This window comes from Paraburkholderia sp. CI2, assembly GCF_014201055.1.
In the GTDB taxonomy this organism is placed as follows: domain Bacteria; phylum Pseudomonadota; class Gammaproteobacteria; order Burkholderiales; family Burkholderiaceae; genus Paraburkholderia; species Paraburkholderia tuberum.
In genome coordinates, this window is record NZ_JACHDL010000047.1 from 1 (window position 1) to 23,443 (window position 23,443).

The 23,443-nt window shown below is 59.5% G+C and carries 18 protein-coding genes; 6 read left to right on the top strand and 12 right to left on the bottom strand.

Annotated features, from left to right (window positions below):
- Nucleotides 1-297: 297 nt before the first annotated feature.
- Nucleotides 298-780: a DUF488 family protein gene (locus HDG32_RS35045; RefSeq protein WP_184074326.1), complete on the top strand. Its 483-nt coding sequence runs from the start codon at nucleotides 298-300 to the stop codon at nucleotides 778-780.
- On the opposite strand, the gene HDG32_RS35050 is transcribed toward HDG32_RS35045, so the two are convergent.
- On the bottom strand, nucleotides 737-1,567 hold the full coding sequence (locus tag HDG32_RS35050) for a hypothetical protein (RefSeq protein WP_184074328.1): 831 nt from the start codon (nucleotides 1,565-1,567) through the stop codon (nucleotides 737-739). The genes HDG32_RS35045 and HDG32_RS35050 overlap by 44 nt on opposite strands.
- A gap of 157 nt (nucleotides 1,568-1,724) precedes the next feature.
- Entirely contained in the window at nucleotides 1,725-2,774 is a 1,050-nt protein-coding gene (locus tag HDG32_RS35055; protein ID WP_184074330.1) for a hypothetical protein, read from the bottom strand.
- Between the two features lie 657 nt (nucleotides 2,775-3,431).
- Between HDG32_RS35055 and HDG32_RS35060 the strand changes: the two genes are divergently transcribed.
- Together HDG32_RS35060 and HDG32_RS35065 are read left to right on the top strand one after the other, a co-directional pair.
- Complete coding sequence (locus tag HDG32_RS35060; RefSeq protein WP_184074332.1) at nucleotides 3,432-5,900, top strand: ATP-binding protein; 2,469 nt, start codon at nucleotides 3,432-3,434, stop codon at nucleotides 5,898-5,900.
- A 639-nt stretch (nucleotides 5,901-6,539) separates the two neighbouring features.
- The gene (locus HDG32_RS35065) at nucleotides 6,540-7,295 is read left to right on the top strand and encodes a complement resistance protein TraT (protein ID WP_184074334.1); all 756 of its coding nucleotides are present in this window, start codon (nucleotides 6,540-6,542) and stop codon (nucleotides 7,293-7,295) included.
- Between the two features lie 114 nt (nucleotides 7,296-7,409).
- Here the strand turns inward: HDG32_RS35065 and HDG32_RS35070 are convergent, their stop codons facing one another.
- Nucleotides 7,410-8,867 (bottom strand): sensor domain-containing diguanylate cyclase, encoded by a 1,458-nt coding sequence (locus HDG32_RS35070; RefSeq protein WP_260336713.1) that lies wholly within the window; start codon nucleotides 8,865-8,867, stop codon nucleotides 7,410-7,412.
- A 496-nt stretch (nucleotides 8,868-9,363) separates the two neighbouring features.
- On the opposite strand from HDG32_RS35070, the gene HDG32_RS35075 reads away from it, so the two are divergent.
- Nucleotides 9,364-9,951, top strand: coding sequence for a LysE family translocator (locus HDG32_RS35075; RefSeq protein WP_184074338.1), 588 nt, complete (start codon nucleotides 9,364-9,366; stop codon nucleotides 9,949-9,951).
- Nucleotides 9,952-9,991: 40 nt separating this feature from the next.
- On the opposite strand, the gene HDG32_RS35080 is transcribed toward HDG32_RS35075, so the two are convergent.
- The 6 genes from HDG32_RS35080 to cadR all read right to left on the bottom strand — a co-directional run bounded on the left by HDG32_RS35080 (nucleotide 9,992) and on the right by cadR (nucleotide 15,541).
- A complete protein-coding gene (locus HDG32_RS35080) occupies nucleotides 9,992-10,864 on the bottom strand; it encodes an AraC family transcriptional regulator (protein ID WP_184074340.1) in 873 nt (290 codons plus the stop codon).
- Between the two features lie 141 nt (nucleotides 10,865-11,005).
- Nucleotides 11,006-11,800 (bottom strand): ABC transporter substrate-binding protein, encoded by a 795-nt coding sequence (locus tag HDG32_RS35085; protein ID WP_184074342.1) that lies wholly within the window; start codon nucleotides 11,798-11,800, stop codon nucleotides 11,006-11,008.
- Between the two features lie 64 nt (nucleotides 11,801-11,864).
- Nucleotides 11,865-13,019 (bottom strand): pyridoxal phosphate-dependent aminotransferase, encoded by a 1,155-nt coding sequence (locus HDG32_RS35090; RefSeq protein WP_184074344.1) that lies wholly within the window; start codon nucleotides 13,017-13,019, stop codon nucleotides 11,865-11,867.
- Nucleotides 13,020-13,359: 340 nt separating this feature from the next.
- Complete coding sequence (gene dbpA / locus HDG32_RS35095; protein ID WP_184074346.1) at nucleotides 13,360-14,763, bottom strand: ATP-dependent RNA helicase DbpA; 1,404 nt, start codon at nucleotides 14,761-14,763, stop codon at nucleotides 13,360-13,362.
- A 23-nt stretch (nucleotides 14,764-14,786) separates the two neighbouring features.
- A complete protein-coding gene (locus tag HDG32_RS36920) occupies nucleotides 14,787-14,987 on the bottom strand; it encodes a hypothetical protein (RefSeq protein ID WP_090802271.1) in 201 nt (66 codons plus the stop codon).
- 122 nt (nucleotides 14,988-15,109) lie between these two features.
- The gene (gene cadR, locus HDG32_RS35105; RefSeq protein ID WP_184074348.1) at nucleotides 15,110-15,541 is read right to left on the bottom strand and encodes a Cd(II)/Pb(II)-responsive transcriptional regulator; all 432 of its coding nucleotides are present in this window, start codon (nucleotides 15,539-15,541) and stop codon (nucleotides 15,110-15,112) included.
- 81 nt (nucleotides 15,542-15,622) lie between these two features.
- On the opposite strand from cadR, the gene HDG32_RS35110 reads away from it, so the two are divergent.
- Complete coding sequence (locus HDG32_RS35110) at nucleotides 15,623-18,058, top strand: heavy metal translocating P-type ATPase (protein ID WP_184074350.1); 2,436 nt, start codon at nucleotides 15,623-15,625, stop codon at nucleotides 18,056-18,058.
- 30 nt (nucleotides 18,059-18,088) lie between these two features.
- Here HDG32_RS35110 and eutC read toward each other — a convergent pair whose 3' ends face one another.
- Both eutC and HDG32_RS35120 read right to left on the bottom strand, forming a co-directional pair.
- Nucleotides 18,089-18,880, bottom strand: a complete 792-nt coding sequence (gene eutC / locus HDG32_RS35115) for an ethanolamine ammonia-lyase subunit EutC (protein ID WP_184074352.1) — start codon at nucleotides 18,878-18,880, stop codon at nucleotides 18,089-18,091.
- The gene (locus HDG32_RS35120; protein ID WP_184074354.1) at nucleotides 18,877-20,271 is read right to left on the bottom strand and encodes an ethanolamine ammonia-lyase subunit EutB; all 1,395 of its coding nucleotides are present in this window, start codon (nucleotides 20,269-20,271) and stop codon (nucleotides 18,877-18,879) included. The genes eutC and HDG32_RS35120 overlap by 4 nt, the downstream gene beginning before the upstream one ends.
- A gap of 323 nt (nucleotides 20,272-20,594) precedes the next feature.
- Between HDG32_RS35120 and HDG32_RS35125 the strand changes: the two genes are divergently transcribed.
- Nucleotides 20,595-21,476, top strand: coding sequence for a GyrI-like domain-containing protein (locus HDG32_RS35125; protein ID WP_184074356.1), 882 nt, complete (start codon nucleotides 20,595-20,597; stop codon nucleotides 21,474-21,476).
- Nucleotides 21,477-21,966: 490 nt separating this feature from the next.
- Here HDG32_RS35125 and HDG32_RS35130 read toward each other — a convergent pair whose 3' ends face one another.
- Nucleotides 21,967-22,872 (bottom strand): dienelactone hydrolase family protein, encoded by a 906-nt coding sequence (locus HDG32_RS35130; protein WP_260336714.1) that lies wholly within the window; start codon nucleotides 22,870-22,872, stop codon nucleotides 21,967-21,969.
- Nucleotides 22,873-23,443: the final 571 nt, after the last annotated feature.

Here is a 23,443-nt window from a genome sequence, read left to right on the forward strand (position 1 = left end):
CTGTTCCCACAACGACCCCGGATAGATTTGCGCAAGCCCAATTTACGTCAACACCACCTCGCTTGCAAAAGTCAGGCTGACCATAGATTTGCTTTCTGGAATCCGTGTAGGCGTGGTGTAGGCGTTTTGGGTCTGCATCATTCAACATAGATCCATATCGCCGGGCGACGCGCGGAACAGTGACGTCGCCTTCGATTGTCGGGCGCGAGGCCGCCCTTCAGCGGGCCGGCACCACGAATACCGGATCTCGCCAGAGAACGGTATTCTCACTGTACCGCCTCTGGACGGAGCATATCGATGACTGTTTTCACCATTGGCTACGAAGGACTGGACATCGACACTTTTATGTCATCGCTCGGCGAGCATGACATTGAGACCGTCGTGGATATCCGCGAGCTGCCCCTATCCCGCAAGCCCGGCTTTTCAAAGAAGGCGCTGGCCAGCGCGCTGAATCTCTCAGGCATCGAATATGTCCACATGGCGGACCTCGGCTGCCCGAAGCCCGTACGCGACCGCTACCGGGAAGATGGCAACTGGAAGCGCTACACCGACGGTTTCCGCAAGTACCTGAAGACACAGAAGGCGGCTATCGCAGACCTATCCGATTTGGTGAATTCGTCGAACTGCGTCTTGCTCTGCTACGAGGCTGACTTCAATTTTTGCCACCGCTCAATGGTCGCCAATGCAGTGCGGGAGCACTGCGGCGCTGACGTCGAACACATCTCCAGCGCGAACACTAAAACAGCGCGCCTTGCCGGTCGTCAGCTGGCTTGCGCTTAGGCGGGTAGATCAGACTGATGATCAGCCACTGGTCCTGAAACCGATGCTGGTTACCCATCAGGAACATGAGGTCCTTGCTACCCAGATCCTTCTCCAGCTTGGCGCGGAACGGCTTCTCCCACTCACTACGGTAGCTTTCGCGGCATTTCCAGAAGAGCGCTCCCGCCTCCCAGTCAACGATCTTGTGCTTATGTTCCTCCTCGCCGTCCGGCGTATCACAGACGTATCGGTAGTAGAAGTCGAACGGCACCTTGCGAAGCTGCTTCACCTGTTTGCGCTCTTCCGCCTCAGAAAAGAGATTGCCCTGCATCTGTTCCTGCAGCAGCTTCTCCCGCTCGTCATCCGTCCAATCTGCGTTGCGGGCCTTGATTATGTCGAGGCCAAGTAATCGCTTCGGACGCAGGAGTGCGAGCGACAATCCATCTCCAAGCCTCGCCGCGTCGATGGCATCGAAGCTGCCAAACGCAGGTATCTTGTCTAACCACTCCCACCGTGACGACCACTCTTTCTTGGGCTCGATCACATTGCCGCAGTTGATCGTGTCAACATAGACCTTGTGGCTCTCGGGCCGGTGATCCTTTGCAGCCTTTTCGACGCGCACGTCAATCCACTGCCACTTCCTGAACTGCTGCCCGTCCTCGATCATTCGGAATGGCACCGGAAACAGGCGCCGCATTGCGCCGCTCTGAGCGATGCCCGCGACGCAGGAGGTTTCGACGTACTGCGCGCTTGGCGAAGGGTAGGTCTTCGCCAGAATCAGGATGCGCTCGACTCGCCCCAGCGCCATTGCTCTCCCCCTCTTCTTGTGTGCAAATACGTCCGCATAGCAGCAATGCCCCGCAATCTGTCATGCAGCATCTGCTTATCCCGACACTACAGCAAGACTGAATGCAATACCGCGCCCCCACCGAGCTCCAACATGACTGACGCGCCGGTCACTAACGCTACTGAGCCGCGTCGTCAGCCGGAGAAATTCCGCTCATACCTGTTCCCTTTTCGCCGTCGGGAAGCCGAGTCTCCGCCTCGCACAAAAGAACGCGGAACCGCTGCGGGATATCAGTCTGCTCACTAGCCCCAGCATCGACAAACGACTCTATATCTTCGCTCTGAGGGTTATTCTGATCAAGCAACACGTGAGCATGATCCGGTCCAAGAAAAACCACCGAGAATCCTTTGGGGATATTCGTACATTCGTACTTCACATCGAAGTCGAGCGAGTGTGCAAGTCGATATATCTTGGCCGGCCACGCCTCATTTGAGAAGTCCCTGTTCACCCACTTCGCGTACGACATCAGCACTACCGCCGATAGCAAGAGAAACGCTACCGACTGAATGGGCGGCTCGTTATATTTCCCCTCGCCTGACAGTTTCAGCTTTACCCATCCGAAGAGGACAAGTGCATGTATTGCTGCGAACACAGCAACGACCAGTAGAAGCGGATACGCGTACTCGAAGGCTAACAGTCCGGCCACGATCGCCCTTGTGAAGGGCAATGCCGAAGCATCCACCGGAAAGACTCCATTGATCAGCGAGGAGGCCTTGCCCGTGCTGAATACGACCAAAGCAGACACCGCAATCGATGCCGTAAGCTTCGTAAAACCGTACGCCCATAACCGCGTGAAGAACGAACTGCGTTCGATAGATACGCCCACGAAGACGGCCGCGAACCCAATCGCCCAAAGCCTGATGACGAAAAGGTAGTCATCAAGCCATGATCCTTGGCGACTCATTCCGACAAACATAAGTATGGCGGCCAATACTGCCAACGCGCTCACTGCCCACGACTTGTCCCTTTCCTCTGCTTCCTTTTCATCCTTTCTCTGTCGTTTAGCGACTCGAGCTTCGTGCAGGAGTTCCGCAACGTGGTCCTTCAACGTTTCGGTCGGTCGGCTATTGTTGTACTCTCGCTCAGAAAAGGAAAGCTCCTCATAAAGCGCCTCCAAATGTTGGCGAGAGTTGCGTGGTGCCTCGAATCTGTACTTCCGCTCAGTCATTTGATTCCCTGCCTTTTCTTCGCATTCTCAAGACATCCCGTCCGGCAGCCACCGTCGCCAACAGCAAGTAACGTTCAGCGACAGTGATCGTACTCTCCCGGTCGATAGCAGCGGCAGCATCTTTCTTGTCATCGGTAAATGCGATTTACCGATCCCCGTCGCCTCGGATTATTCGGTTGCTTGCTTCACTACGCGCCATCGCAACGTAGGTTATCTTAAGACACGGACGGACGAGCGGCACGGGCAAGTCTCGAATCCTGAAAACACACCTGCCCCTTGTGCCCGCGAATGTCGCCGCGAAATTTCGCTCGTCCGCCCAGGTCATGCCCTCAAGCAGGAACGAGCTGTAAGCTATACATAGCCCCTACCATTCGTTCCGCTAACACTTTGCGCAGATCCTTCGAAGTTTCTGAGTGTAGCCAACCGTTTCAAATCGATTAATGCCTAGCGCACGAGTCGATTAGAGTCGCTCAAACACACCCCAAATGCTTTTGACGAAGATCCCCAGATTGTTCTGAAAAACTCCTTCTTGTCCCTAGCCAAACCATCGAACAGCAGCCCACAGTGGGAAGCAGCTCGATATTTTAGGTCGGGCTCATACATGGTTGGCAGCCCATGTGTCGTGAGATAAAGTGTGTGATCTCATCGGAGACCAATATGCACAAAATCTATTCCGCGCAACTTCATGAAGCAGGCCTTGGGGAGTCTGATTCGCAGAAGCTCAGCTACCTATCGTCGGTAATGCGATCGCTATTGCAGACCCTTGCACTCTCAGCATTTGAGATTGCCCTTCGCATGACTCCGGCCAAGGATGACGGCGGCATCATCAAAGGTTTACTCGATCGCTTCGCTCAACCTGTGGATGGACTTCCACTCGAAGCACTCGACGCACTTATTCCGATCGTAAGGAGTAACGTGGCCAAGACATACATGTTGGGTTGGTTCGAAAAAAGCATTTACTCTAATCAACCCATCGTCAATCAATTGATTGAATGGGTTGAATTTCGGAACAAAAAGCCGGCGCACGGCGTTGTGGATGAAAAAACCGCCACTTTCTGGGCTAATCGACTCAACGATCTGATCCAGTCCTTGCTGACTGCATTTTCGGCCGATTTGCCAAAAATCGAGAAAGATGGCACGTTGGCGTTGGATATATCTGGAAACCCGTTGCGGATCTCGACGCCTCTTGTCGTCTCAGGTCATGCCGTCGTCATCGCAAAGGTTGTTTCTCGAAAAGGGCTTTGGAAAATCCATGGCCAGTTACTGTCGTGGACTGACGCCAAAGAATTTACGGCCGACCTTGATAACACCAACATCTTCGCGACCGACGACCCCTACGCAGAAAAATTTAAATTAGCCGAGTTAACAATAAACGGCAAACCCACCTCCATCTTTCACAATATCCCCGTTAGACAAACCAATACTTTCGTGGGGCGTAAAAAAGAACTCGATAAATTAAAAAAATGGATCGATGATTTTGCCGATTCTCGCATGTGCTTGGTATACGGCGATGGAGGATTTGGCAAAACAACTCTATCGTTAGAGTTCTTCAATAACTTAATCGAAGGAAAACTAGAAGACTCCACCACACTACCATCAGTTGTTTGTTTCTATACGGCCAAGAAAACCCGATGGACAGATGACGGAATTATTCATTTCAAGGGCATCTCGGATGCCATGGAGGACGGCGTTCGCGAGCTTTTATATCTATTTTTCCCTGTTTTGGGGAAGGAATGGTATAAAGTAAGTGGGAATGCGCTTATCGATAAGATTCAAGGTGAATTCGTTAGGCAGGGCTTTACCCGGCATGATATTTTATTAATCATCGACAACACCGAAACCTTAGCTACCTCTCAACTCGACGCGGAGGAGCTTGGCGAATTTTTGACCACGGTAGGCAAAAAACTCGGACGTGTGGTAATAACATCACGGCGACGTGAACTGCTTAACGCCACCCCAGTAGTCGTTAGCTCATTGTCAGACGACGAAGCGCTTCTTCTCATTCAACGTTCAGGCAAAGAGTATAAGGCGCAAGCCGTTATTCAGGCTGGCGAAGCTCGGCTGCGCGCAGCCTGTAAGCAGTTGATGTACAAACCTCTGCTCATTGATACTCTAGTCCGCTACATTTCTCGCTCCTCCAGTGGCCTTCAGGATGGGCTTGATCAGATCCTGAAGAAAACGAACGATCAGTTGTTGGAGTTTTTGTATGAAGATGCTTGGGCGAGAATGAATGAACTGGTACGCGAGGTGTTTATGGTTCTCGTCTCATTGGCTAGCCCTATTAATGGCAGGTGCATCGGAGACGCATGTACAGCGATCGGAGTTCAACATACGGAGTTTCAGGAGAGCCTTAATGAAACCTACTTTGCCAGCGTGATTGATCATGGCGACACTTACGATTTAGAAATCGTCGACCTAGCAAAGGAATTTTTCAGGCAAAAGAAACATCGCGCCTCTGACGCCGTCGTAGAACGCTTAGATAATATCGCATTCAAGGTTGACAAATTAGAGACGGATCGACACAAAATCGAGATGCAATATAGGCAAGATCGAGTTGCCGACGGCTATCGCAATGAATTCGCCAAGGCGGCGAAGATCGCAGGAATGAAGCGCGATTATAAATCAGCCATCGAAAATTTCGACTTGGCGTTGCTTGACGAACCGTTGAATGCTTCGTTACATGAACGATATGCGTCTTTCCTTTTACGGACGTTAAATCGCCCCGAGGCTGCGCATGAGCACGCCATTAAGGCTACAGAGCTAGACCCGCAAAGCGGCGACGCGTGGCTAACACTAGGTTTAATTGACTACAAGCTCGATAGACTATCTGACGGAGATAAGGCTATTGATAAAGCATTCGATAACGGAAAAGACGAGTCTCTGTGTTTATTGAGAAAATCGATCGCAAGGTATCATCACGCAAGACGCGAACCTTACCGTAAAGATTCGCTTAGGCTCCTTAAGGAAGGAGAGGCAATGATCAATCGCTCAGTACGGGTAGCCGATCCAAAAGCTTTTTATTTCAGAAAGAATGCCCAGACATCTGACAAGTATCTGAATCTTATACAGTCTCTAATATCTCAGATTAATCGACGCACAATCCGCTCGGAGGATGCCGCGTCTTAAAACGCGACTACACAGGTCGGTGGAAAGATGAGGACCTCATCGGTGACGACGCAACAGTGCGCGTCACCGATCTGGGGCGAATAAGCGTTTAAGTATCCGTCCAAAGACAACGTAGCGCCAACGTAGCTACGCTGCACAGAGGCCCTCTGATTCAGGGCTATCTGGCGCGATGGTCAATCTAGGCGAGCGGGGCAGGATATTGATTTTAAAAGAAATTTACGCCGACTCGTACCCTTTTAATCCGTAGGTCGAGTGTTCGAGTCACTCACGCCCCACCACCAGATTCAAGCAAAAAGCCCGGTCACCGCGATCGGGCTTTTTGCGTTCTGTCGCCTGTGCAGGCAAATGGGACAACCCGGCTGCGCCACGCCCATTCGCAAACTACTGCGAGATTGCGCAAGCTGGCGACCCTATCACCATACGCCCAACACCCGCTCCCGCGTAATGGCCATGCCATTACCCAGTTAGCATAATTTCGCTTCTAACCCTAAAGATTCCCAAGCCAGCAGCCGACCTCCACATGCCTTCCTTTCCTCACAAGAATGCAAGAACGGGTATCTGCGAAGAAATTAATTCAAATGATTGGCCTGCGTGCAGCAGGGGACCGTAGTGATCTGCTGCAGAAACACAGGGGAAGTTATGAAATTGAACAAACTTGCACTTACAGCAGTTCTTCTGGCTACGGCCGGCACCACCAGCTTGCTGACCGGGTGTGCGGCGACCCAGGTTGCGATCAGCAAGCACGACCTCGATGTCCAGACAAAGATGTCGGACACGATCTTCCTCGACCCGGTCGCCGATTCGAAAAAGACTGTTTTCGTGCAGATCCGCAATACCTCCGACAAGCCTGATTTCGATATCGCGGCTGACGTGAAAGCGGCCGTCTCGGGCAAGGGATACCGCATCGTCGGAGACCCCGACCATGCGCAATATATTCTTCAGGCAAACATCCTGCAGGTAGGCAAGGTCGCTCCGTCGGCGGCCCAGGAAGCATTCGGCGGATATGGCGCCCCTCTTGGCGGTGCCTTTCTTGGCGCGGCCGCCGCGGCATCGTTTGGTAGCACGCATGCCGCGCCGATCGCTGGCGCGGCCCTCGCGGGCGGCCTGATTGAACTGGTCGCCAACGCTGCAGTTAAAGACGTGTACTACACCGCCATTACCGACGTGCAAATCAAGGAGCGCCAGCACAGTGGCGTAGCGAGCCACGAAAACTCCGCACACAACCTGGACCAAGGCAACAGTGGCGGCACAACCGTGACCTACAGCGAAGATACGAACTATCGTACGTATCAGACCCGCATCTTGAGCGTCGCCAACAAGGTGAATCTCGAGTTCGCTGAAGCAGCGCCGCCGCTGCGCAGTGGGCTGGTGCGCGTTATCGCTGGCTCGTTCTAATCCAGGCATCGACAACCGGCGCGAGGTAGCACGTCGCGGAAATCAGAAAGGGTTGCACGCGAAAGCGTCGCAACCCTTCTTCATTTCCGGCGCAGAAAAATCAGGAGCGGCCGGTCACCCAACTCCCATTTGCGCAACCCTATTCCTGCCACCGGCCTTCGCCGTATACAACGCCTCATCGGCAGCCCGAACGACGACGCTGACATCCGTCACCCGATGCGACCGCGACGTGGTCGCGCCGATGCTGACCGTCACGCGACCGAACTCGCAGCCCAGGTGCGCGATGCCCAACTCGCCGATCGCCACGCGGATGTTCTCGCCGACCACCCCGGCACCGGCGGCGTCGGTATCCGGCAGCACCACGACGAATTCCTCGCCGCCGTATCGACCGACGCAATCGCCCGGCCGCTGGATCACCCTGCGGATGCAGCGCGCGACCGCGGTCAGCGCGACGTCGCCGGCCTGGTGACCGTAGGTATCGTTATAGGCTTTGAAGTGATCGATATCGACGAACAGCAGCGATAACACGCTGCCCGTGCGGCGCGCGCGCAGCCATTCGCGCTCGAGCGTTTCGCACAGCGCGCGGCGATTGGGCAGGCCGGTGAGTCCGTCCGTGCCGGCAAGCCGTTCGAGCTCGTGCTCCACCCGCTGTCGCCGTCGCAACTCGGCGCCGAGCCACGCCGCCAACACGATCACGCCGATCCCGAAGATCAGCATCAGCGAACCGATCGTCAGCGCGCGCCCCCACCAGCCCGCATAGATATCGTCGGTCGCCTCGGCGACCAGCACGATCAGCGGCAATTGCGGAATCCGTCTGAACGAGTAAAGCCGCTCGGCGCCGTCGAGCGGCGAAGACGCGATAAAGCTGCCCTCGTCTTTCGCGAGCAGGTGCTGGAAGAACGCCGTCTTGCTGATATCGCTGCCCGTCGCGTGTCGATCGTCGGGCCGTCGCACGATGATCGTGCCGTCCGTTCTGACGATCGACACCGAGCCATGCTGCCCGATCCGCAGATCCGCGAACAGGCTCGTGAAATACTCCTGATCGATACCGAGCGCGACGATTCCCGCAAACGATCCGTCAGGCCGGGACAGTCGCCGGCTCAGCGCGATGCTACGCGAACCGGGTCTGAGTCTCGAGTTGTACGGCGCGCTGACATCGAGCCCGAGATCCGGATCTTCACGATGAATCCTGAAGTACGGACGGTCCGAGAGGTTTCCCCCGCGCGGCACGTCGCTATCCGAATCGATCACGACGTTGCCCAGTGCGTCGATCACCACCATCGCGCCGACGTATTGCCCGGTCGCCGCGCGATCGAACAGGATCTCGCGCCGCAAACGCGGCGAACCGAGCACGCCCGGACGCCCGAGGCCATCGGCGACGGCCTGCAGCGACAGCGCGTACAGCTCGAAATTGCGCGCGATGTCGCGCTCGGTGATCGTCGCGACATCGCGCGTCGAATCGAGTGCGCGCGCAATCGCATCCTCGCGGCTCTGATACAGCGCGTAGCCACACAGCGCGAGCATTGCGAGCACCACGCCGCATCCCGCGTAGATGACGCCATCGCGTGGCATCCGCCATCTGCGCGCCCGTGCGATCAGGACGCGAAACCGGGCCTTTCTTTTGTGGATCATGTGCTCTGCGTTTCCAACGGCGGGACTCAGTTTGTCGAAGTGCTCACTACGCTTCCGGTTTGTTGGGACAGAGCACCCAGCAGATAGCGAATCCATACGCAAGTGGAATCACGCATTTTCGAGGCTTCGGACTGTTTATCGGGCCGAATAATCGCCCGCTGCATAGGGGCATATCATAAGTTTCGATAAATAGAATTTACCTGATAATTCAAAAATTGTTTTTCCTCGGTAACGTTTGCGCATATTTCTTTTTTAAATTCAAACGCGTGTTTGTTATCGAATTATCGCGTCATCGCCTAATGTTTTTGTGAACCGTTGAAGCTGCAGCGGTTTTACCTTCTTATCGATTGGGCAATTTCCTTCAATACATGCCCTCGCCGCCTCGTTACCGTTGAGCGTCGCAATCCATTCGCACACTCACGTTTCGAGGCATCCGATGACCGCATTACTCTCGATGGCCGCGTTCGCGCTCGCCAGTTCCATTTCTCCCGGCCCGGTCAACGTCGTCGCGCTGAGCGCCGGCGCGCAGCACGGGCTCGCCGCGAGTCTGCGGCACGTCACTGGCGCGACGGTCGGTTTCACGTTGCTGCTTCTGTTGATCGGCCTCGGCCTGCACGAATTGCTCGCGCGCTTTCCCAATCTGATCGAGATCGTCAAATGGGCGGGCGTGGGCTTTCTGCTCTACATGGCCTACAAGCTCGCCATCGACAACGGCCAGCTCGGCGCGGACAAGCCGGCGCGCGGGCCGTCGTTCGCGCACGGCGCGGCCATGCAATGGCTCAATCCGAAGGCGTGGCTCGCGTCGCTGGCCGGCATGGGCGCGTATGCGGCAGGCGGCGACGGCGGGCTCGTCTGGCGATTTACGGCGCTGTACTTCGTGATCTGCTATCTATCGATCGCGAGCTGGGCGTATGCCGGCACGTTTTTGCGCAGGCATCTGCGTGAAGCGAAGCGGGTCCGGGTGTTCAATCGCGTGATGGCGGCGCTGCTCGCGCTCAGTGCGATGTATCTGCTCGTGGAGTGACGCGAGCCGCGCCTGCTTCCTGAGGCGGCTTCATGCCGCGTCACGCTCCGCTGCGATATTGGCCCGGCGTCGCCGCCACCAGCCGCTTGAAGGTGCGCTGCAAATGCGCCTGATCGGCGAAGCCGGCATCGAGCGCGACATCGGCGATCAGTGCCCCGCGCCGCAGTTGCGCGCGACTGTACTGGACGCGTCGGTTGATCAGATACGCGTGGGGCGTCATGCCGTAGCGCAGCTTGAACGCGCGTATCAGGTGCGACGCGGACAGCCCGGCGGCTTCGCACATATCGTCGAGTTTCAGCGCGCGCGTGCAGTTTTCGGCGATGTACTCCGCGGCGCGCGCGAGTTGGCCGCTCACGGCACGCTCGGGCAGGCTCGCCGGATTGAGCGTTTGCTGCACCCTGGAGAAGAAGGTGATGGCCGCGCTTTCCTTGCGCAGCGTGTCGATGTCGTCGTCGTTACCGGCGAGAATCGCACACAGCCGGTTCAGGCCGTCGAACAGCGCGGCGTCGAGCGTCATGATCTGCGAAAACGCGCGGAACGCATGGTTCTCGTTGAAGCCCAGCTCGTGCTGCAGTTTCGTGAACCACGCAACGTCGACGTGCAGCATCCGATACGACCACCGCTCGCCGGCAACCGGGTTGCACGCGTGCACATCGTCGGGGTTCATCATCACGACGGCGCCCGCGCCGACCCATTCCCGCGCGTGGCGGTTCAGATACACGCTGCGGCCTTCCGTCACCGCGCCGATCGAAAACGTTTCGTGCGAATGTTTGGCGTAGCAGACCTTGCGGCCATCGTCGATGGAACGCGCCTCGATGAACGGCAGCGCCGCGCTGCGCCAGAAGCGCGGCGCGTCTGCGCCTTTTGCGCGTGCGGTGTTCGCAGCGCTTGTCGCTTCGATCGTCTCGCTCATGCGCGCTCTCCGGTTGATCCGCCGACTTCGCCGTTGTCTCCGACTTCGCGAAGCCTACGTATCGTAGCCGTCAAACGCATGGCCAACAAGCGAACGCGCGGCGCCGCTCGCAAACGGCGCCGCCGCCCGAACGCGACGCGATTACTTCGCGCTGACGTCGATATTGCCGAGATATTTCGCGGCGAGCGTCTTCACCGTGCCGTCGGCTTGCACCTTCGCGATCGCGGCGTTCAACTGATCGCGCAGCGCGGTATCACCCTTGCGAATGCCGTATGCGATGCCGCTGCCGAGAATCTTGTCGTCACGCACAGGCTGACCGACGAACGCGTAGCCCTTACCTTCGGGCTTCGACAGAAAGCCCGTTTGTCCGGCCGGCGCGAGCACAAGCGTGCCGTCGAGACGGCCAGCCGTCAGATCGGCATAGACCTGGTTCTGATCCTGATACGGCAGCACGATCACGCCGGCCGGTTCCCAATGCACCTTAGCGAAGGTCTCCTGAATCGAGCCTTGCAGTACGCCGATGCGCTTGCCCTTCAGCGACTCAGGCGTCGGCTGCAAACCGCTGTCGCTGCGCGCGATTAGCTGCGACGGCACGCGATAGACGACGGTCGTGAAATCGATCGCCTGGCGGCGCTGCTCGGTCGCGTTCATCGCTGAATTGATCGCGTCGAACTTGCGGCCTTGCAGCGCCGGAATCAGGCCGTCGAACGAGGTTTCGACCCACTTGCACTTCATGTGCGCGGCCGCGCAGACCGCGTTGCCCACGTCGATATCGAGCCCTTGCAGTTCGCCGTTCGGTCCTTTCGACTCGAACGGCGGGTACTGCGCTTCGAGGCCGAAACGCAGCGTCGCGGTATCGGCGGCGCTTGCGGCCGACGATGTTGCGAGCGACGCGCCGGCACAGGCCAGCGCCACCAAGCACTTGAGCAACTTCATAACATCTCCCTTCATTCTTCGAATACCTTGATGACTTCGATACTTCGAGTGTGCTCTCGCGCGCTCAGATTTCACACAAACGCCGCGCGCCTTCGAGCAGCGTCGCGTCGTCCTTCGAGAAACTCAGGCGAATCAGCCCCGAATCCGTGCCGTCGGTGTAGAACGCCGACAACGGAATCGTCGCGACGCGCGCATCGCGGATCAGGCGCAGCACGAAATCGCTGTCGCTTTCATCGGAGAAGCCGCGGAACCGGGCGAGCATAAAGAAACTGCCTTCGCTCGGCAACAGCTCGAAGCGCGATTCGCGCAGCGCATGCGCGAGCAGATCGCGTTTCTTCTGATAGAAGTCGGACAGGCCGAGGTAGCTGTCGCGATTGGCGAGCGCGTCGACGAACGCGTGTTGCATCGGCGTATCGGCGGAGAACACCATGAACTGATGGACCTTGCGGATCTCGTCCATCAGCGCGGCGGGCGCGAGGCAGTAGCCGACGCGCCAGCCGGTCACGTGGTACGACTTGCCGAACGACGACACGATCACGCTGCGCTCGGCGAGTTCCTGATGGCGCGCCATGCTCTGATGCTTCGCGCCGTCGAACACGACGTGTTCGTAGACCTCGTCGGACAGAATCACGATGTCGGTGTTGCGTGTGAGCGCCTTCAGCCGCTCGATATCGGCGTCGCTAAAAATCGTCGCGGTCGGATTGTGCGGTGTGTTGACGATGATCATGCGCGTCTTCGGCGTGATCGCGGCGGCGACTTCATCCCAGTTCACGCGGAAGTGATCGAGCGACAGCTTGATCGCGACCGGCTTCGCGCCCTGCAGGCGCACGATCGGGCCGTAGCTGTCGAACGACGGCTCGAAGTAGATCACTTCGTCGCCCGGATGCACGAGCGCGCTGATCGTCGAATAAAGACCTTCGCTCGCGCTCGCGAGCACGGTCACCTCGCTGGCGGGGTCGTAGCGCACGCCGTACAGCGTTTCGACCTTGTCGGCGAGCGCTTCGCGCAGCGCGCCGATGCCGGCCATCGGCGCGTACTGGTTGTGGCCGGCGCGCATCGCCTGCGCGACGCCGTCGACGAGCTTCGGGTCCGGCGCGAAATTCGGCGCGCCCTGCGACAGGTTCAACGCATCGTGTTGCGCGGCCAGTTGGCCGATCACGGTAAAAATGGTGGTGCCGACGTCCGGCAGTTTCGAGCGGGCTTGCATGGCGCTCTGCATAAGACTTTCTCCCTTTCTACACCCGCCGGCGGCCGCGCGAATGGCGGCGGCGGGGCGTTCCTTCCGGTGGGGTGATTAGGCATCAGCCAAAGAACGCTCACAATCGAAACTTTGTCATGCGCGGCATGCGTTTTCTTCATGGCTCGCGCGAAGCCGCTCGACGCAGACCTAAGCCGGCGGGTTCATGGTTTGCGGGGACGCGGTGCGGATTTCGGGGAACGCGGGTAACTGCGTAGGTATGAAGGAATGTGATGCTGAGCGGCCCGGTTGCGAAAACGGCCGCTGACGCGGCCGTTTTCGAGTTATTGGACTTTCAATGAAAGCCGGAGCTTCGGGTGAATCATGCTTCGTCCATCAAACGAACCTTGACCTTGCGCCCCTTCAGCTTGCCCGCGCTGAGCCGGCGCACCGCCTCGCGCGCGATGCTGCGCTCCACCGCGACATAGGTCGACATGTCGGTCACGTTGATCTTGCCGATCTGCGAGCCCGCGAAGCCGGCGTCGCCGGTCAGCGCGCCGAGCACGTCGCCGGGACGGATCTTGTCCTTGCGGCCGCCGAGGATCTGCAGCGTTTCCATCGGCGGCAGCAGCGGGTCGTTGCTGGCCGCCTTCAGCTCGGCCAGCTTGTGCCATTCGACGTCGCGCTTGTGCGCCTGCTCGATCCCACCGACGCGCCCCATCTCGTCCATGCTCGCGAGACTCAGCGCCCAGCCTTCCTGATCGGCGCGGCCCGTGCGGCCGATGCGATGCGTGTGCACTTCCGGGTCCGGCGTCACGTCGACGTTGATCACCGCTTCGAGTTGCGCGATGTCGAGGCCGCGCGCGGCAACGTCGGTCGCGACGAGCACCGAGCAGCTGCGGTTCGCGAACTGGATCAGCACCTGATCGCGCTCGCGCTGATCGAGTTCGCCGTGCAGCGCAAGCGCATGGAAGCCCTGCGCGCGCAGCACGTCGAGCAGATCACGGCACTGCTGCTTCGTGTTGCAGAACGCGATCGTGCTGACCGGACGATAGTGATTCAACAGCAGACCGACCGCGTGCAGACGCTCGTCTTCGGTCACTTCGTAGAAGCGCTGACGGATCTTGCTGTCGTCGTGCCGCTCGGCAAGTTTGACTTCCTTCGGGTTTCGCAGGAATTGCTGGCTCAGCTTCGCGATGCCCTCGGGGTACGTCGCTGAAAACAGCAGCGTTTGGCGCTCTTTCGGGCATTGCCTTACGACCTTCGCGATGTCGTCGAAGAAACCCATGTCGAGCATGCGGTCGGCTTCGTCGAGCACGAGCGTGTTCAGCGATTGCAGATCGAGGCTGCCGCGTTCGAGGTGATCCATGATGCGGCCCGGCGTGCCGACCACGACGTGCGCGCCATGTTCGAGGCTCGCCGTCTGCGGACGCATCGGCGTGCCGCCGCACAAGGTCAGCACCTTGATGTTTTCTTCCGCGCGCGCGAGACGGCGGATTTCCTGCGTGACCTGATCGGCGAGTTCGCGCGTCGGGCACAGCACCATTGCCTGCGTGCCGAATTTGCGTGCATCGAGGCGCGCGAGCAGCGCCAGCGAAAACGCCGCGGTCTTGCCGCTGCCGGTTTTCGCCTGCGCGATCAGATCTTGACCGGCGAGCGCGATCGGCAGGCTCGCGGCCTGGATCGGCGTCATCTCGACGTAGCCGAGCTGCGTCAGGTTCGCGAGCGTGGCGGGCGGTAGCGGCAGCTCGCTGAATGCGGCGCCGGCGGGGGTGGGACTGTTCATAGGATCGTCTGTAGGAATCGCGATTACTCAGCCATCGGGCCCTGATCGGGGCGGCCCGGCAACTGCTCGTACAGCACCGCGCCGTTGTCGCCGTCGAAACGCTCGACGTAATTGCGCGCGCCGCACAGCGGGCAGCGGAACAGCAGCCCCTGGCCTTCGTTCTTGATGACGACGTCGGATTGCTCCCACTGCGCGCCGCAGGACTGATTTCTACAGGTGAACACGTTGATTCTCCAACTGGATTCGATGATCGATCGGCAAGGTCGCACATGCGGCCTCGCCGTGTATGGGGTTGCCGCGCCGGCGCTGCGTCGTGACGCGATAGCGCTCGACGGCAAGCATGGCGTCAGCCGAGATGCGTATGCCGCGGACGCGGCACGGCCACATCCATGTCGGTCAGGCCGTGCACGATGCCGCAGTCTTCGACCGGATGCTCGCCGTGGCATTGGTCGCGCAGCGTCGTCAGTTGCGCCTTCAGCTGCTGCAGTTCTTCGATACGCGTGTCGATGTGCGCGATGTGCTCGTCGACCAGCGTATGCATGCCGCCGCAGCCGTTCGCCGGCGCGTCGGTCAGACGCAGCAATGCGCGGATTTCGTCGTGAGTCATGTCGAGCGCGCGGCAATTGCGAATGAAGCGCAGGCGCTCGACATGCTTTGCCGTGTAACTGCGGTAATTGGCTTCGGTGCGCTCGGCCTCGGGCAGCAGGCGCTCTTTCTCGTAGAAACGGATGGTTTCCGTCGTGCAATGGGCGATTTTCGCCAGTTCGCCGATTTTCATGGACCCTTCCTCCACGCGGCCTTGACCTTGTAGTGGCTTCAGGGTGTTTACTAGACCACAAATCGCACGAGGAAGCCACCAATGCCTGACACCTGCCGTATTGCCACCGATCGTCCGGAACGGGAGGAAGCCTGTACACACGGGGGTTGCGGCGACGTTGATGCGCGGCGCAACCATGCTCACGGCAGGGGCACGGGTGAGGGACGTGGGCATTCGCATGGCGGTGAACATGCATGTGGCGCCGACGTGGGCGGCGGTGATCGACATGAAGGGCACGATCGTCAGGACGGTCATGATCACGGCCACGCCCATGATCACGCTGCTGTCGCTTGCTGCGCCGCTAGCGCTTTTGCGCCTGCGTCGCTGCGCCTGCCTCCGTCCGAAGCCGTCGGCGACGACCTTCGCACCGCAATCCGCATCCTGCAGATGGACTGCCCGACCGAGGAAGCGCTGATCCGCAAGAAACTCGGCCGTATGCCGGCCGTGCGTAGCGTGGACTTCAACCTGATGCAGCGCGTGCTGACTGTCGTCCACGCGCCGGAGGCGCTCGAGTCGGTCCTCGCCGCCCTGCGCTCGCTCGACTTCACGCCCGGACTGGCAAGCGACGCCGGAAAGGGTGGGAACGCCAACGCGGTGCCCCAGGCAGCCACTGACGCAATGCGCAAGCCGTGGTGGCCCCTGATTCTCGCCGGCATCGTCGCGGGAGCCTCAGAAGCCGCTAGCTGGCTCGGCGCGCCGGCCTGGGTGGTGGCGGGTATGGCGGTCGTCGCGATTGCCTCCTGTGGCCTCACGACATATCGCAAGGGCTGGGTTGCGCTGCGCAACGGCAACTTGAACATCAACGCGCTGATGAGCATCGCCGTGACCGGCGCGGCGCTGCTCGGCCAGTGGCCCGAAGCCGCAATGGTGATGGTGCTCTTCACGATCGCCGAACTGATCGAGGTGCGCTCGCTCGACCGCGCGCGCAACGCGATCGAAGGGCTCATGCGGCTCACGCCCGAACAGGCCAGCGTGCAGCAGCCCGATGGAGCGTGGCAGCCCGTCCGCGTCGACGCGATCGTGCCCGGGACGCTCGTGCGCGTGAAGCCGGGCGAGCGGATCGCGCTCGATGGCGAAATCGTCGCGGGCCGCTCGAGCCTCGATCAGGCGCCGATCACCGGCGAGAGCCTGCCCGTCGACAAGGCGATCGGCGACGCCGTATTCGCCGGCACGATCAACCAGGCGGGCTCGTTCGACTATCAAGTGACGGCGACCGCGGGCAACACGACGCTCGCGCGGATCATCCACGCGGTCGAGGAGGCGCAGGGCACGAAGGCGCCGACGCAGCGCTTCGTCGATGAATTCGCGCGCGTTTATACGCCGATCGTGTTCGCGATTGCGCTCGCCGTCGCTCTGGTCCCACCACTCGTGTTCGACGGAGCGTGGCACGCGTGGGTGTACAAGGCGCTGGTGCTGCTCGTGATCGCGTGTCCGTGCGCGCTCGTGATTTCGACGCCGGTGACGATCGTCAGCGGGCTCGCGGCCGCGGCGCGCAAGGGGATTCTGATCAAGGGTGGCGTTTATCTCGAACAGGGTCGCAAGCTGACCCGGCTGGCACTCGATAAGACCGGGACGATTACGCACGGGAAGCCAGTGCAGACGGAGTTTGAGGTGGTTGGTGACGCGGGTGAAACGTTCCGATACCGTACGCTTGCGGCAAGCCTCGCGGGCCGCTCCGACCACCCTGTTTCGATGGCGATCGCTGCTGCCGCCAATGACGACGGCGTCGAACACCTGCACGTCGATGCGTTCCAGGCGATCGCTGGACGCGGCGTGCGCGGCGATATCGACGGTATCGGGTACTGGCTCGGCAATCATCGCCTGGTCGAGGAACTGGGACGCTGCTCGCCGCAACTCGAAGCGCGTCTCGATGCGCTCGAACAGCACGGCAAAACCGTCGTGATGCTCGCCGATGCGCAGCGCGTGCTCGCGCTGTTTGCGGTCGCTGACACGGTGAAGGAAACGAGCCGCGCCGCCGTCGCCGAATTACGGCGGCTCGGCGTCGGCACCACGATGCTGACCGGCGACAACCGTCATACCGCCGAGGCGATCGCGCAGCAGGTCGGCGTCGATGAAGCGCGCGGCGATCAGTTGCCCGAGGACAAGCTCGACGCGGTCACGCAATGGTCGAGCGATGGCGCGACGGTCGGCATGGTCGGCGACGGCATCAACGATGCGCCCGCGCTCGCGCGCGCCGACATCGGCTTCGCGATGGGTGCGATGGGTACCGACACCGCGATCGAAACCGCCGACGTCGCGTTGATGGACGACGATCTGCGGAAGATTCCGGCGTTTATCCGGTTGTCAAAGGCGACGTGCGGAGTGCTGGTGCAGAACATCGCGCTCGCGCTTGGCATCAAGAGCGTGTTCTTCGTGCTGACGTTGATGGGCTTCGGCACGATGTGGATGGCGGTGTTCGCAGATGTCGGTGCGAGTTTGCTGGTAGTGGGCAATGGGTTGAGGTTGTTGCGGAAGTGACGGGCGCGTGAGGTTTGCGCTCGTTGCGTCCTACGCTGAACCGTCGTTCACGGCAGGATGCGTCGGAGCGCTGGCTAGCAGCTCATCGCTGTCGTCTTTCAAGCCCACCCCTGTCAGTCTCAGCTTCCTCGCCTGCGTGAGCAGATAGTGCAGCTTGTGCGCGGCCTGCGGATAGTCGAGGCCTTGCGGGCGCACGTTGGAAATGCAGTTGCGCTGGGCGTCGCTGCACCCCGTTTTTGGCGCGTACGTGACGTAGATGCCGAGGCTATCCGGTGAACTCAAACCCGGCCGCTCGCCGATCAGCATCACGACGATTTTCGCGTCGAGCAATTCGCCGATCTCGTCGCCGAGTGCGACGCGCGCCTGACGCGCGACCACTACGGGACCGATGGTCCAACCCGCGAGCTTTGGATGTATAGCTTGCAGCAACGGTACAGCCTGCTTCGATGCGGCGAACGCCGATAGACCATCGCCGATCACAAACAGTACATCGCTTGATTGCGATGGCAGTCGGGCAAGCGTCGCGCGACTCTCCTCCGACAGACGCCGCCCAAGATCAGGGCGCCTCAAATAATGCTCGCGATCCGGCGCGGCGCTATGCACGTCAAGCGTGTTGAAACCTTGCGCGCGCAGCTGTGCGTGCAGCGGGTCCACGTCGAGCGGATGGTGCACGGCGTCGCGCGCCTGCGCATGCGCGAGATTGAACGCGAGCAATGGTGCGGTCGGCACGCTGTTGCCCGCGCGGCCCAACGCGATGCGTGCCTGCGTAAACCGACGCAGTGCGCTCCACGGGTCCTTGTCGAGTGCGGCGTTCTCGCTCATGCGATCCCCATCCAGTCGCGCGCGCTCTCGAGCAGCGGTTGCCGCGCCGATGCGCCGATCAACGCGCCGCGTGCGTCGATGATCTGCATCGACTCCAGCCATTCCTCGAATTCCGGCGCGCGGCGCAAACCGAGCACGTCGCGCACGTACAGCGCGTCGTGAAAGGACGTGCTCTGATAGTTGAGCATGACGTCGTCCGCGCCAGGTACGCCCATGATGAAATTGATGCCCGCTACGCCGAGCAGCGTCAGCAGATTGTCCATGTCGTCCTGGTCCGCTTCGGCGTGGTTCGTGTAGCAGATGTCGCAACCCATCGGCACGCCGAGCAGCTTGCCGCAGAAGTGATCCTCGAGACCCGCGCGCGTGATCTGCTTGCCATCGTACAAATACTCGGGGCCGATGAAACCGACTACCGTGTTCACCAGAAACGGCTTGAACTTGCGCGCGACCGCATAGGCGCGCGCCTCGCAGGTCTGCTGGTCAACGCCGAAATGCGCATCCGCCGACAACGCGCTGCCCTGACCCGTTTCGAAGTACATCAGATTGCTGCCGACGGTGCCGCGTTGGAGCGACAGCCCCGCCTCGTACGCTTCCTGCAGCAGCGCGAGCGAAATGCCAAAGCTCGCGTTCGCTTTTTCGGTACCGGCGATCGACTGGAATACGAGATCGACCGGCGCGCCTTTTTCCATCGCGGCGATCGTGCTCGTCACGTGCGTGAGTACGCACGACTGCGTCGGTACCTGATAGCGCTGGCGGAAGTCGTCGATCATCTGCAGCAGCTTCGTGATCGCGGCGAGGTTGTCGCTCGCGGGGTTGATGCCGATCAGCGCGTCGCCGCAGCCGTACATCAGGCCGTCGAGCATCGAGGCGGCGATGCCTTTGACGTCGTCGGTTGGGTGGTTCGGTTGCAGGCGTACGGACATGCGGCCCGGTAAACCGACCGTGTTGCGAAAGCGGGTGATGACCGGGCGTTTACGGGCGGCGGTAATCAGGTCCTGGTTGCGCATCAGCTTTGAGACGGCGGCGACCATTTCTGGTGTTAGGCCCTCGGTGATGCGGGTGAGTGCGTCGGTGTCGGTTGTGGTGCTGAGTAGCCAATTGCGGAAGTCGCCTACCGTCAGATGGGAGATTTCGGCGAAGGCTGCTGGCGAGTGATCGTCGATGATCAGGCGGGTGACTTCGTCGGTTTCGTAGGGGATCAGCGGTTCGTTCAGGAACGTGCGTAGCGGCACCTCGGCGAGCGCCATTTTGGCGGCGACCCGCTCTTCTTCGCTCGCTGCCGCGATGCTTGCGAGCTGGTCGCCCGAGCGTTGCGGGCTCGCTTTCGCGAGCAGGGTCTTCAGGTCGGCGAAGCGGTACGTGCGACTGCCGATCGACTCGGTGTAGCTCATGTTTGCGGCTCCATCGCCTCGCGCGAACGCGGGTAGGAATGGGAACGGCGGTTACATGCTGCAGGTTGCTTGCTGCTGGTGCTGGTGCTGGTGCTGCGCACTACACGATAGCGCCAAACGGCGGCAGCGTCACGTTGCGGAGATTGGGGCTGTTTGCCGATGCTGTGTTTGGCGCTCCTGCTCGCGTCCACGGGGCGCGGTCAACAGGCGCTCAACCCCTTTGTGCGCACCGCTTGAAATCCGCAGGATTTGGTAAACGGCCGACACTCGCTGACGTGATACTTTGTTCGCATCCTCTCGCGCCAATTTTCTGCGGTCCAGTCATGAACGAATCAGACCATCGGGCTCGATACGAGACGCGACTCGCACGCGTGCTCGACCATATCTACGATCACCTCGACGAACCGCTCGATATAGGACGGCTTGCGGAGATTGCTTGTTTGTCACCGTATCACTGGCACCGGATTTATCAGGCGATGTATGGCGAGACGGTCGCGACGACCGTGCGGCGTTTACGGTTGCATCGCGCAGCGGGTTTTCTTGCGAGTAGTTCGATGCCGATTGCTCAGATTGCCGAGCGTTCGGGGTATAGCAGTTTGCAGGCTTTTTCGCGGACGTTTCGCGCGGTGTTTGGTGTGCCGCCGGCGCAGTATCGCAGGCAAGGCACGCATGGCCGGTTTCGGCCGGCGCTTTCAGGAGACGATCAGATGACGATGATTCGTGAGGTCATGATTCGTTATATGGAGCCGATGGAGATTTTGTCGGTCGATCATGTCGGACCTTATATGCAGATCGGAAAGGCTTTTGATGCTTTGTTGGGGTGGCTTGCGAAACATAATCTGCTGGAGGCGCAGATGCGGATGATCGGGGTTTACTTCGATGATCCGGGGGTGGTCGAGGAGAAGGCGTTGCGGTCGAAGGCGGGTGTGTTGTTGCCGGGGCCTGTGATGGCTGAAGTGGCTTCGGCTGTTGGGATGGGTGAGGCGGTTTCTGCCACGCGTATACGCGGTGGGGAATATGCGGTGCTGCGGCATGTTGGGCCGTATAGCGATATGCGAGCGGCTTATGAGTGGTTGTACGGGACCTGGCTCGTGCAGTCTGGGAGGGAGGCGGCGGATGCGCCGGTGTTTGAGGAGTATTTGAACAGTCCCAAGAAGACTGCGGCTGCGGAGCTGGTTACGGAGATTTGTTTGCCGTTGGGGTGAGGTGTGGGTGGCTGCGTTGGTGCTCGCTGGTTCTGCGTCCTGCGATGTTGCTGTCGTTATGTGCGTGTACGTTGCGCGTGTTCCGGCGTGCTTCTCCGGTTTTTATAGTCTTTATATATGTATACGTAGTAATAGTTAACAAGTGGGGCGTTCGGCTGTGGATAACGTGGAAGTTCGTTTACGGATCAACGCGCTGCAGAATCGATAACCCTTGGGAGCGCGGGCGGACAGGTTAACGGAGCCAGGGAGAAGTTTTAACCGACCGGTTAACGCGGCGCATTTATCAAGGTTTCGTCCACAATGTGTTCGGCTGTTTTTACAAAAGTTTTCCAAAGGGGGATGTGGATAAGTGGCCTCGAGTGAAAGGCCATTTTTTGAAGATCTCGTTAGCGGCAACTGAATAGTGGCGACCCGTTCGCGCAGAAAGCAAATCTCCGCGCGTTTTACGTAACAGCCCAAAGCAATGCTGTTCCCGCCAGTTTCAACGGAATTACGGGGCACGTGTCGGTGTCGGCTTAAGCGTAGTGGTAACCAGGTTGGCTATTGCCTTCTTCGTTTGCTCCGTCGCGCTCTCGTCGTACCCGATTGTCACGCCCCGTTCGACACAGGGGTCCGCATATGAGAACGGCAGGTTGCTTTTGACGTTAAGCAAATGTCCCGCACTGCGTTCTTCCCATGCACAATTGCGCACTGTTTGCGCTTTCGGCAGGGAGGTTGGATGTGCGAAGGCGCGCGCATCGAAAATATGATTAACCCCGGCAAACTCGGTCAGCTCTACGTCCGCCCCCTTGGCTTTCAGCCGTTCCACATAGGCCTTGCAAGGCGCGACCGGGTCATAGTTGTCTGCGCTTCCATGGAATATGCGAATGGGAGCCTTTGATACGTTGTCGTCATCGAGGTAGCGGGCACTGCAGTCTGGGTAAAGCGGAACATAGGCTGCAAATCCTGGAGTCGACGCATCGGCATGCGCTTTCTGGAAGCGCACCATGCTCGCGTAGAGCGTGTCTTGCCCTCCACGGGAAAAGCCCATTAGCATCACGCGGCTCGCGTCGACATGAGGGTTTTTGGAAATAAGGCTGAGCGCGCGATACGCGTCTTCTGTCTGGGCGAGTCTGCCAAGCTGACTCTGGTCATTGATTGTGTTTTCTATGCCTCGGCTCGTGAAACTGTCGACAACGAAAGTGGCGACGCCCAAGGACAGGAACCACTGCTCCCAGTCCGCTACCTGGCCGCCGATACCCCCAGACGGGTGCAGCAGTATGACGGCGGGCAGCCTGTCGGTCCCGGGTCGAGGCAGCCGCAATTCACCGGCTATCGTCACGCGCTTGCCGTCTTCGCTTCCGGCCAGAAACTGCTCGTCTGTGAGCGTCATCGACTCGAATGGAATGACTTCCATTCGCGCCACCTGCGCGTAGAGGACGCGCGGAATGCAAAGGAGCACAAGGACTAGCAAAAGGAACGGCAAGCCTCTCACACTTGCGAACATGGCCGTCTCCCATGAGTACGGACAGAGTTATTTATGCAGCGTTATAGGCGGTCCGGGCAGGAATGCAATGCAAATGACAGAATTGTCGTGATACGACAGACGGTGACGGCAGACGGCAGGCACTTTATCGATTCGCCGGGTCGCGCATGTCCAGAAAGTCGAGGATTCGAGTCGCTTTAGCCGTTCGGAATCGCCGAGCGCGATCGGCGCGCGAGCGTAGCGCCGATTTCACTTCGCCGCCCCCAGGTTGATTCCTGAGCGGGGAGAGGAGCAAAAACTCGAAGAAAGCCACCAACGGCTGTTTGGCCTGAATGTCGACTCCGCGAGGAGGAAGAAAAGCTCAAGCAGTATCAGCCCGTCGACGTATTGTTCATCAGCCTGACTATTAAGTGTTCAGGAAAAATTGATTTGAAAATCGGCGCCGTACCTGCTTAGCAGTGCTGCGAGTTCGGCATCGATGGTCTCGCGCGTCCAGGTGAGG

Bases quoted from the DNA above. Each gene is read 5' to 3' on its own strand.
- HDG32_RS35120 (WP_184074354.1), bottom strand. From the start codon at position 20,271: ATGAGCTACACCGAGTCGATCGGCAGTCGCACGTACCGCTTCGCCGAC.
- HDG32_RS35060 (WP_184074332.1), top strand. From the start codon at position 3,432: ATGCACAAAATCTATTCCGCGCAACTTCATGAAGCAGGCCTTGGGGAG.
- eutC (WP_184074352.1), bottom strand. From the start codon at position 18,880: ATGAGCGAGAACGCCGCACTCGACAAGGACCCGTGGAGCGCACTGCGT.
- HDG32_RS35075 (WP_184074338.1), top strand. From the start codon at position 9,364: ATGACCGCATTACTCTCGATGGCCGCGTTCGCGCTCGCCAGTTCCATT.
- HDG32_RS35085 (WP_184074342.1), bottom strand. From the start codon at position 11,800: ATGAAGTTGCTCAAGTGCTTGGTGGCGCTGGCCTGTGCCGGCGCGTCG.
- HDG32_RS35110 (WP_184074350.1), top strand. From the start codon at position 15,623: ATGCCTGACACCTGCCGTATTGCCACCGATCGTCCGGAACGGGAGGAA.
- HDG32_RS35065 (WP_184074334.1), top strand. From the start codon at position 6,540: ATGAAATTGAACAAACTTGCACTTACAGCAGTTCTTCTGGCTACGGCC.
- HDG32_RS35050 (WP_184074328.1), bottom strand. From the start codon at position 1,567: ATGGCGCTGGGGCGAGTCGAGCGCATCCTGATTCTGGCGAAGACCTAC.
- cadR (WP_184074348.1), bottom strand. From the start codon at position 15,541: ATGAAAATCGGCGAACTGGCGAAAATCGCCCATTGCACGACGGAAACC.
- dbpA (WP_184074346.1), bottom strand. From the start codon at position 14,763: ATGAACAGTCCCACCCCCGCCGGCGCCGCATTCAGCGAGCTGCCGCTA.
- HDG32_RS35070 (WP_260336713.1), bottom strand. From the start codon at position 8,867: ATGCCACGCGATGGCGTCATCTACGCGGGATGCGGCGTGGTGCTCGCA.
- HDG32_RS35045 (WP_184074326.1), top strand. From the start codon at position 298: ATGACTGTTTTCACCATTGGCTACGAAGGACTGGACATCGACACTTTT.
- HDG32_RS35090 (WP_184074344.1), bottom strand. From the start codon at position 13,019: ATGCAGAGCGCCATGCAAGCCCGCTCGAAACTGCCGGACGTCGGCACC.
- HDG32_RS35055 (WP_184074330.1), bottom strand. From the start codon at position 2,774: ATGACTGAGCGGAAGTACAGATTCGAGGCACCACGCAACTCTCGCCAA.
- HDG32_RS35080 (WP_184074340.1), bottom strand. From the start codon at position 10,864: ATGAGCGAGACGATCGAAGCGACAAGCGCTGCGAACACCGCACGCGCA.
- HDG32_RS35125 (WP_184074356.1), top strand. From the start codon at position 20,595: ATGAACGAATCAGACCATCGGGCTCGATACGAGACGCGACTCGCACGC.
- HDG32_RS35130 (WP_260336714.1), bottom strand. From the start codon at position 22,872: ATGGAAGTCATTCCATTCGAGTCGATGACGCTCACAGACGAGCAGTTT.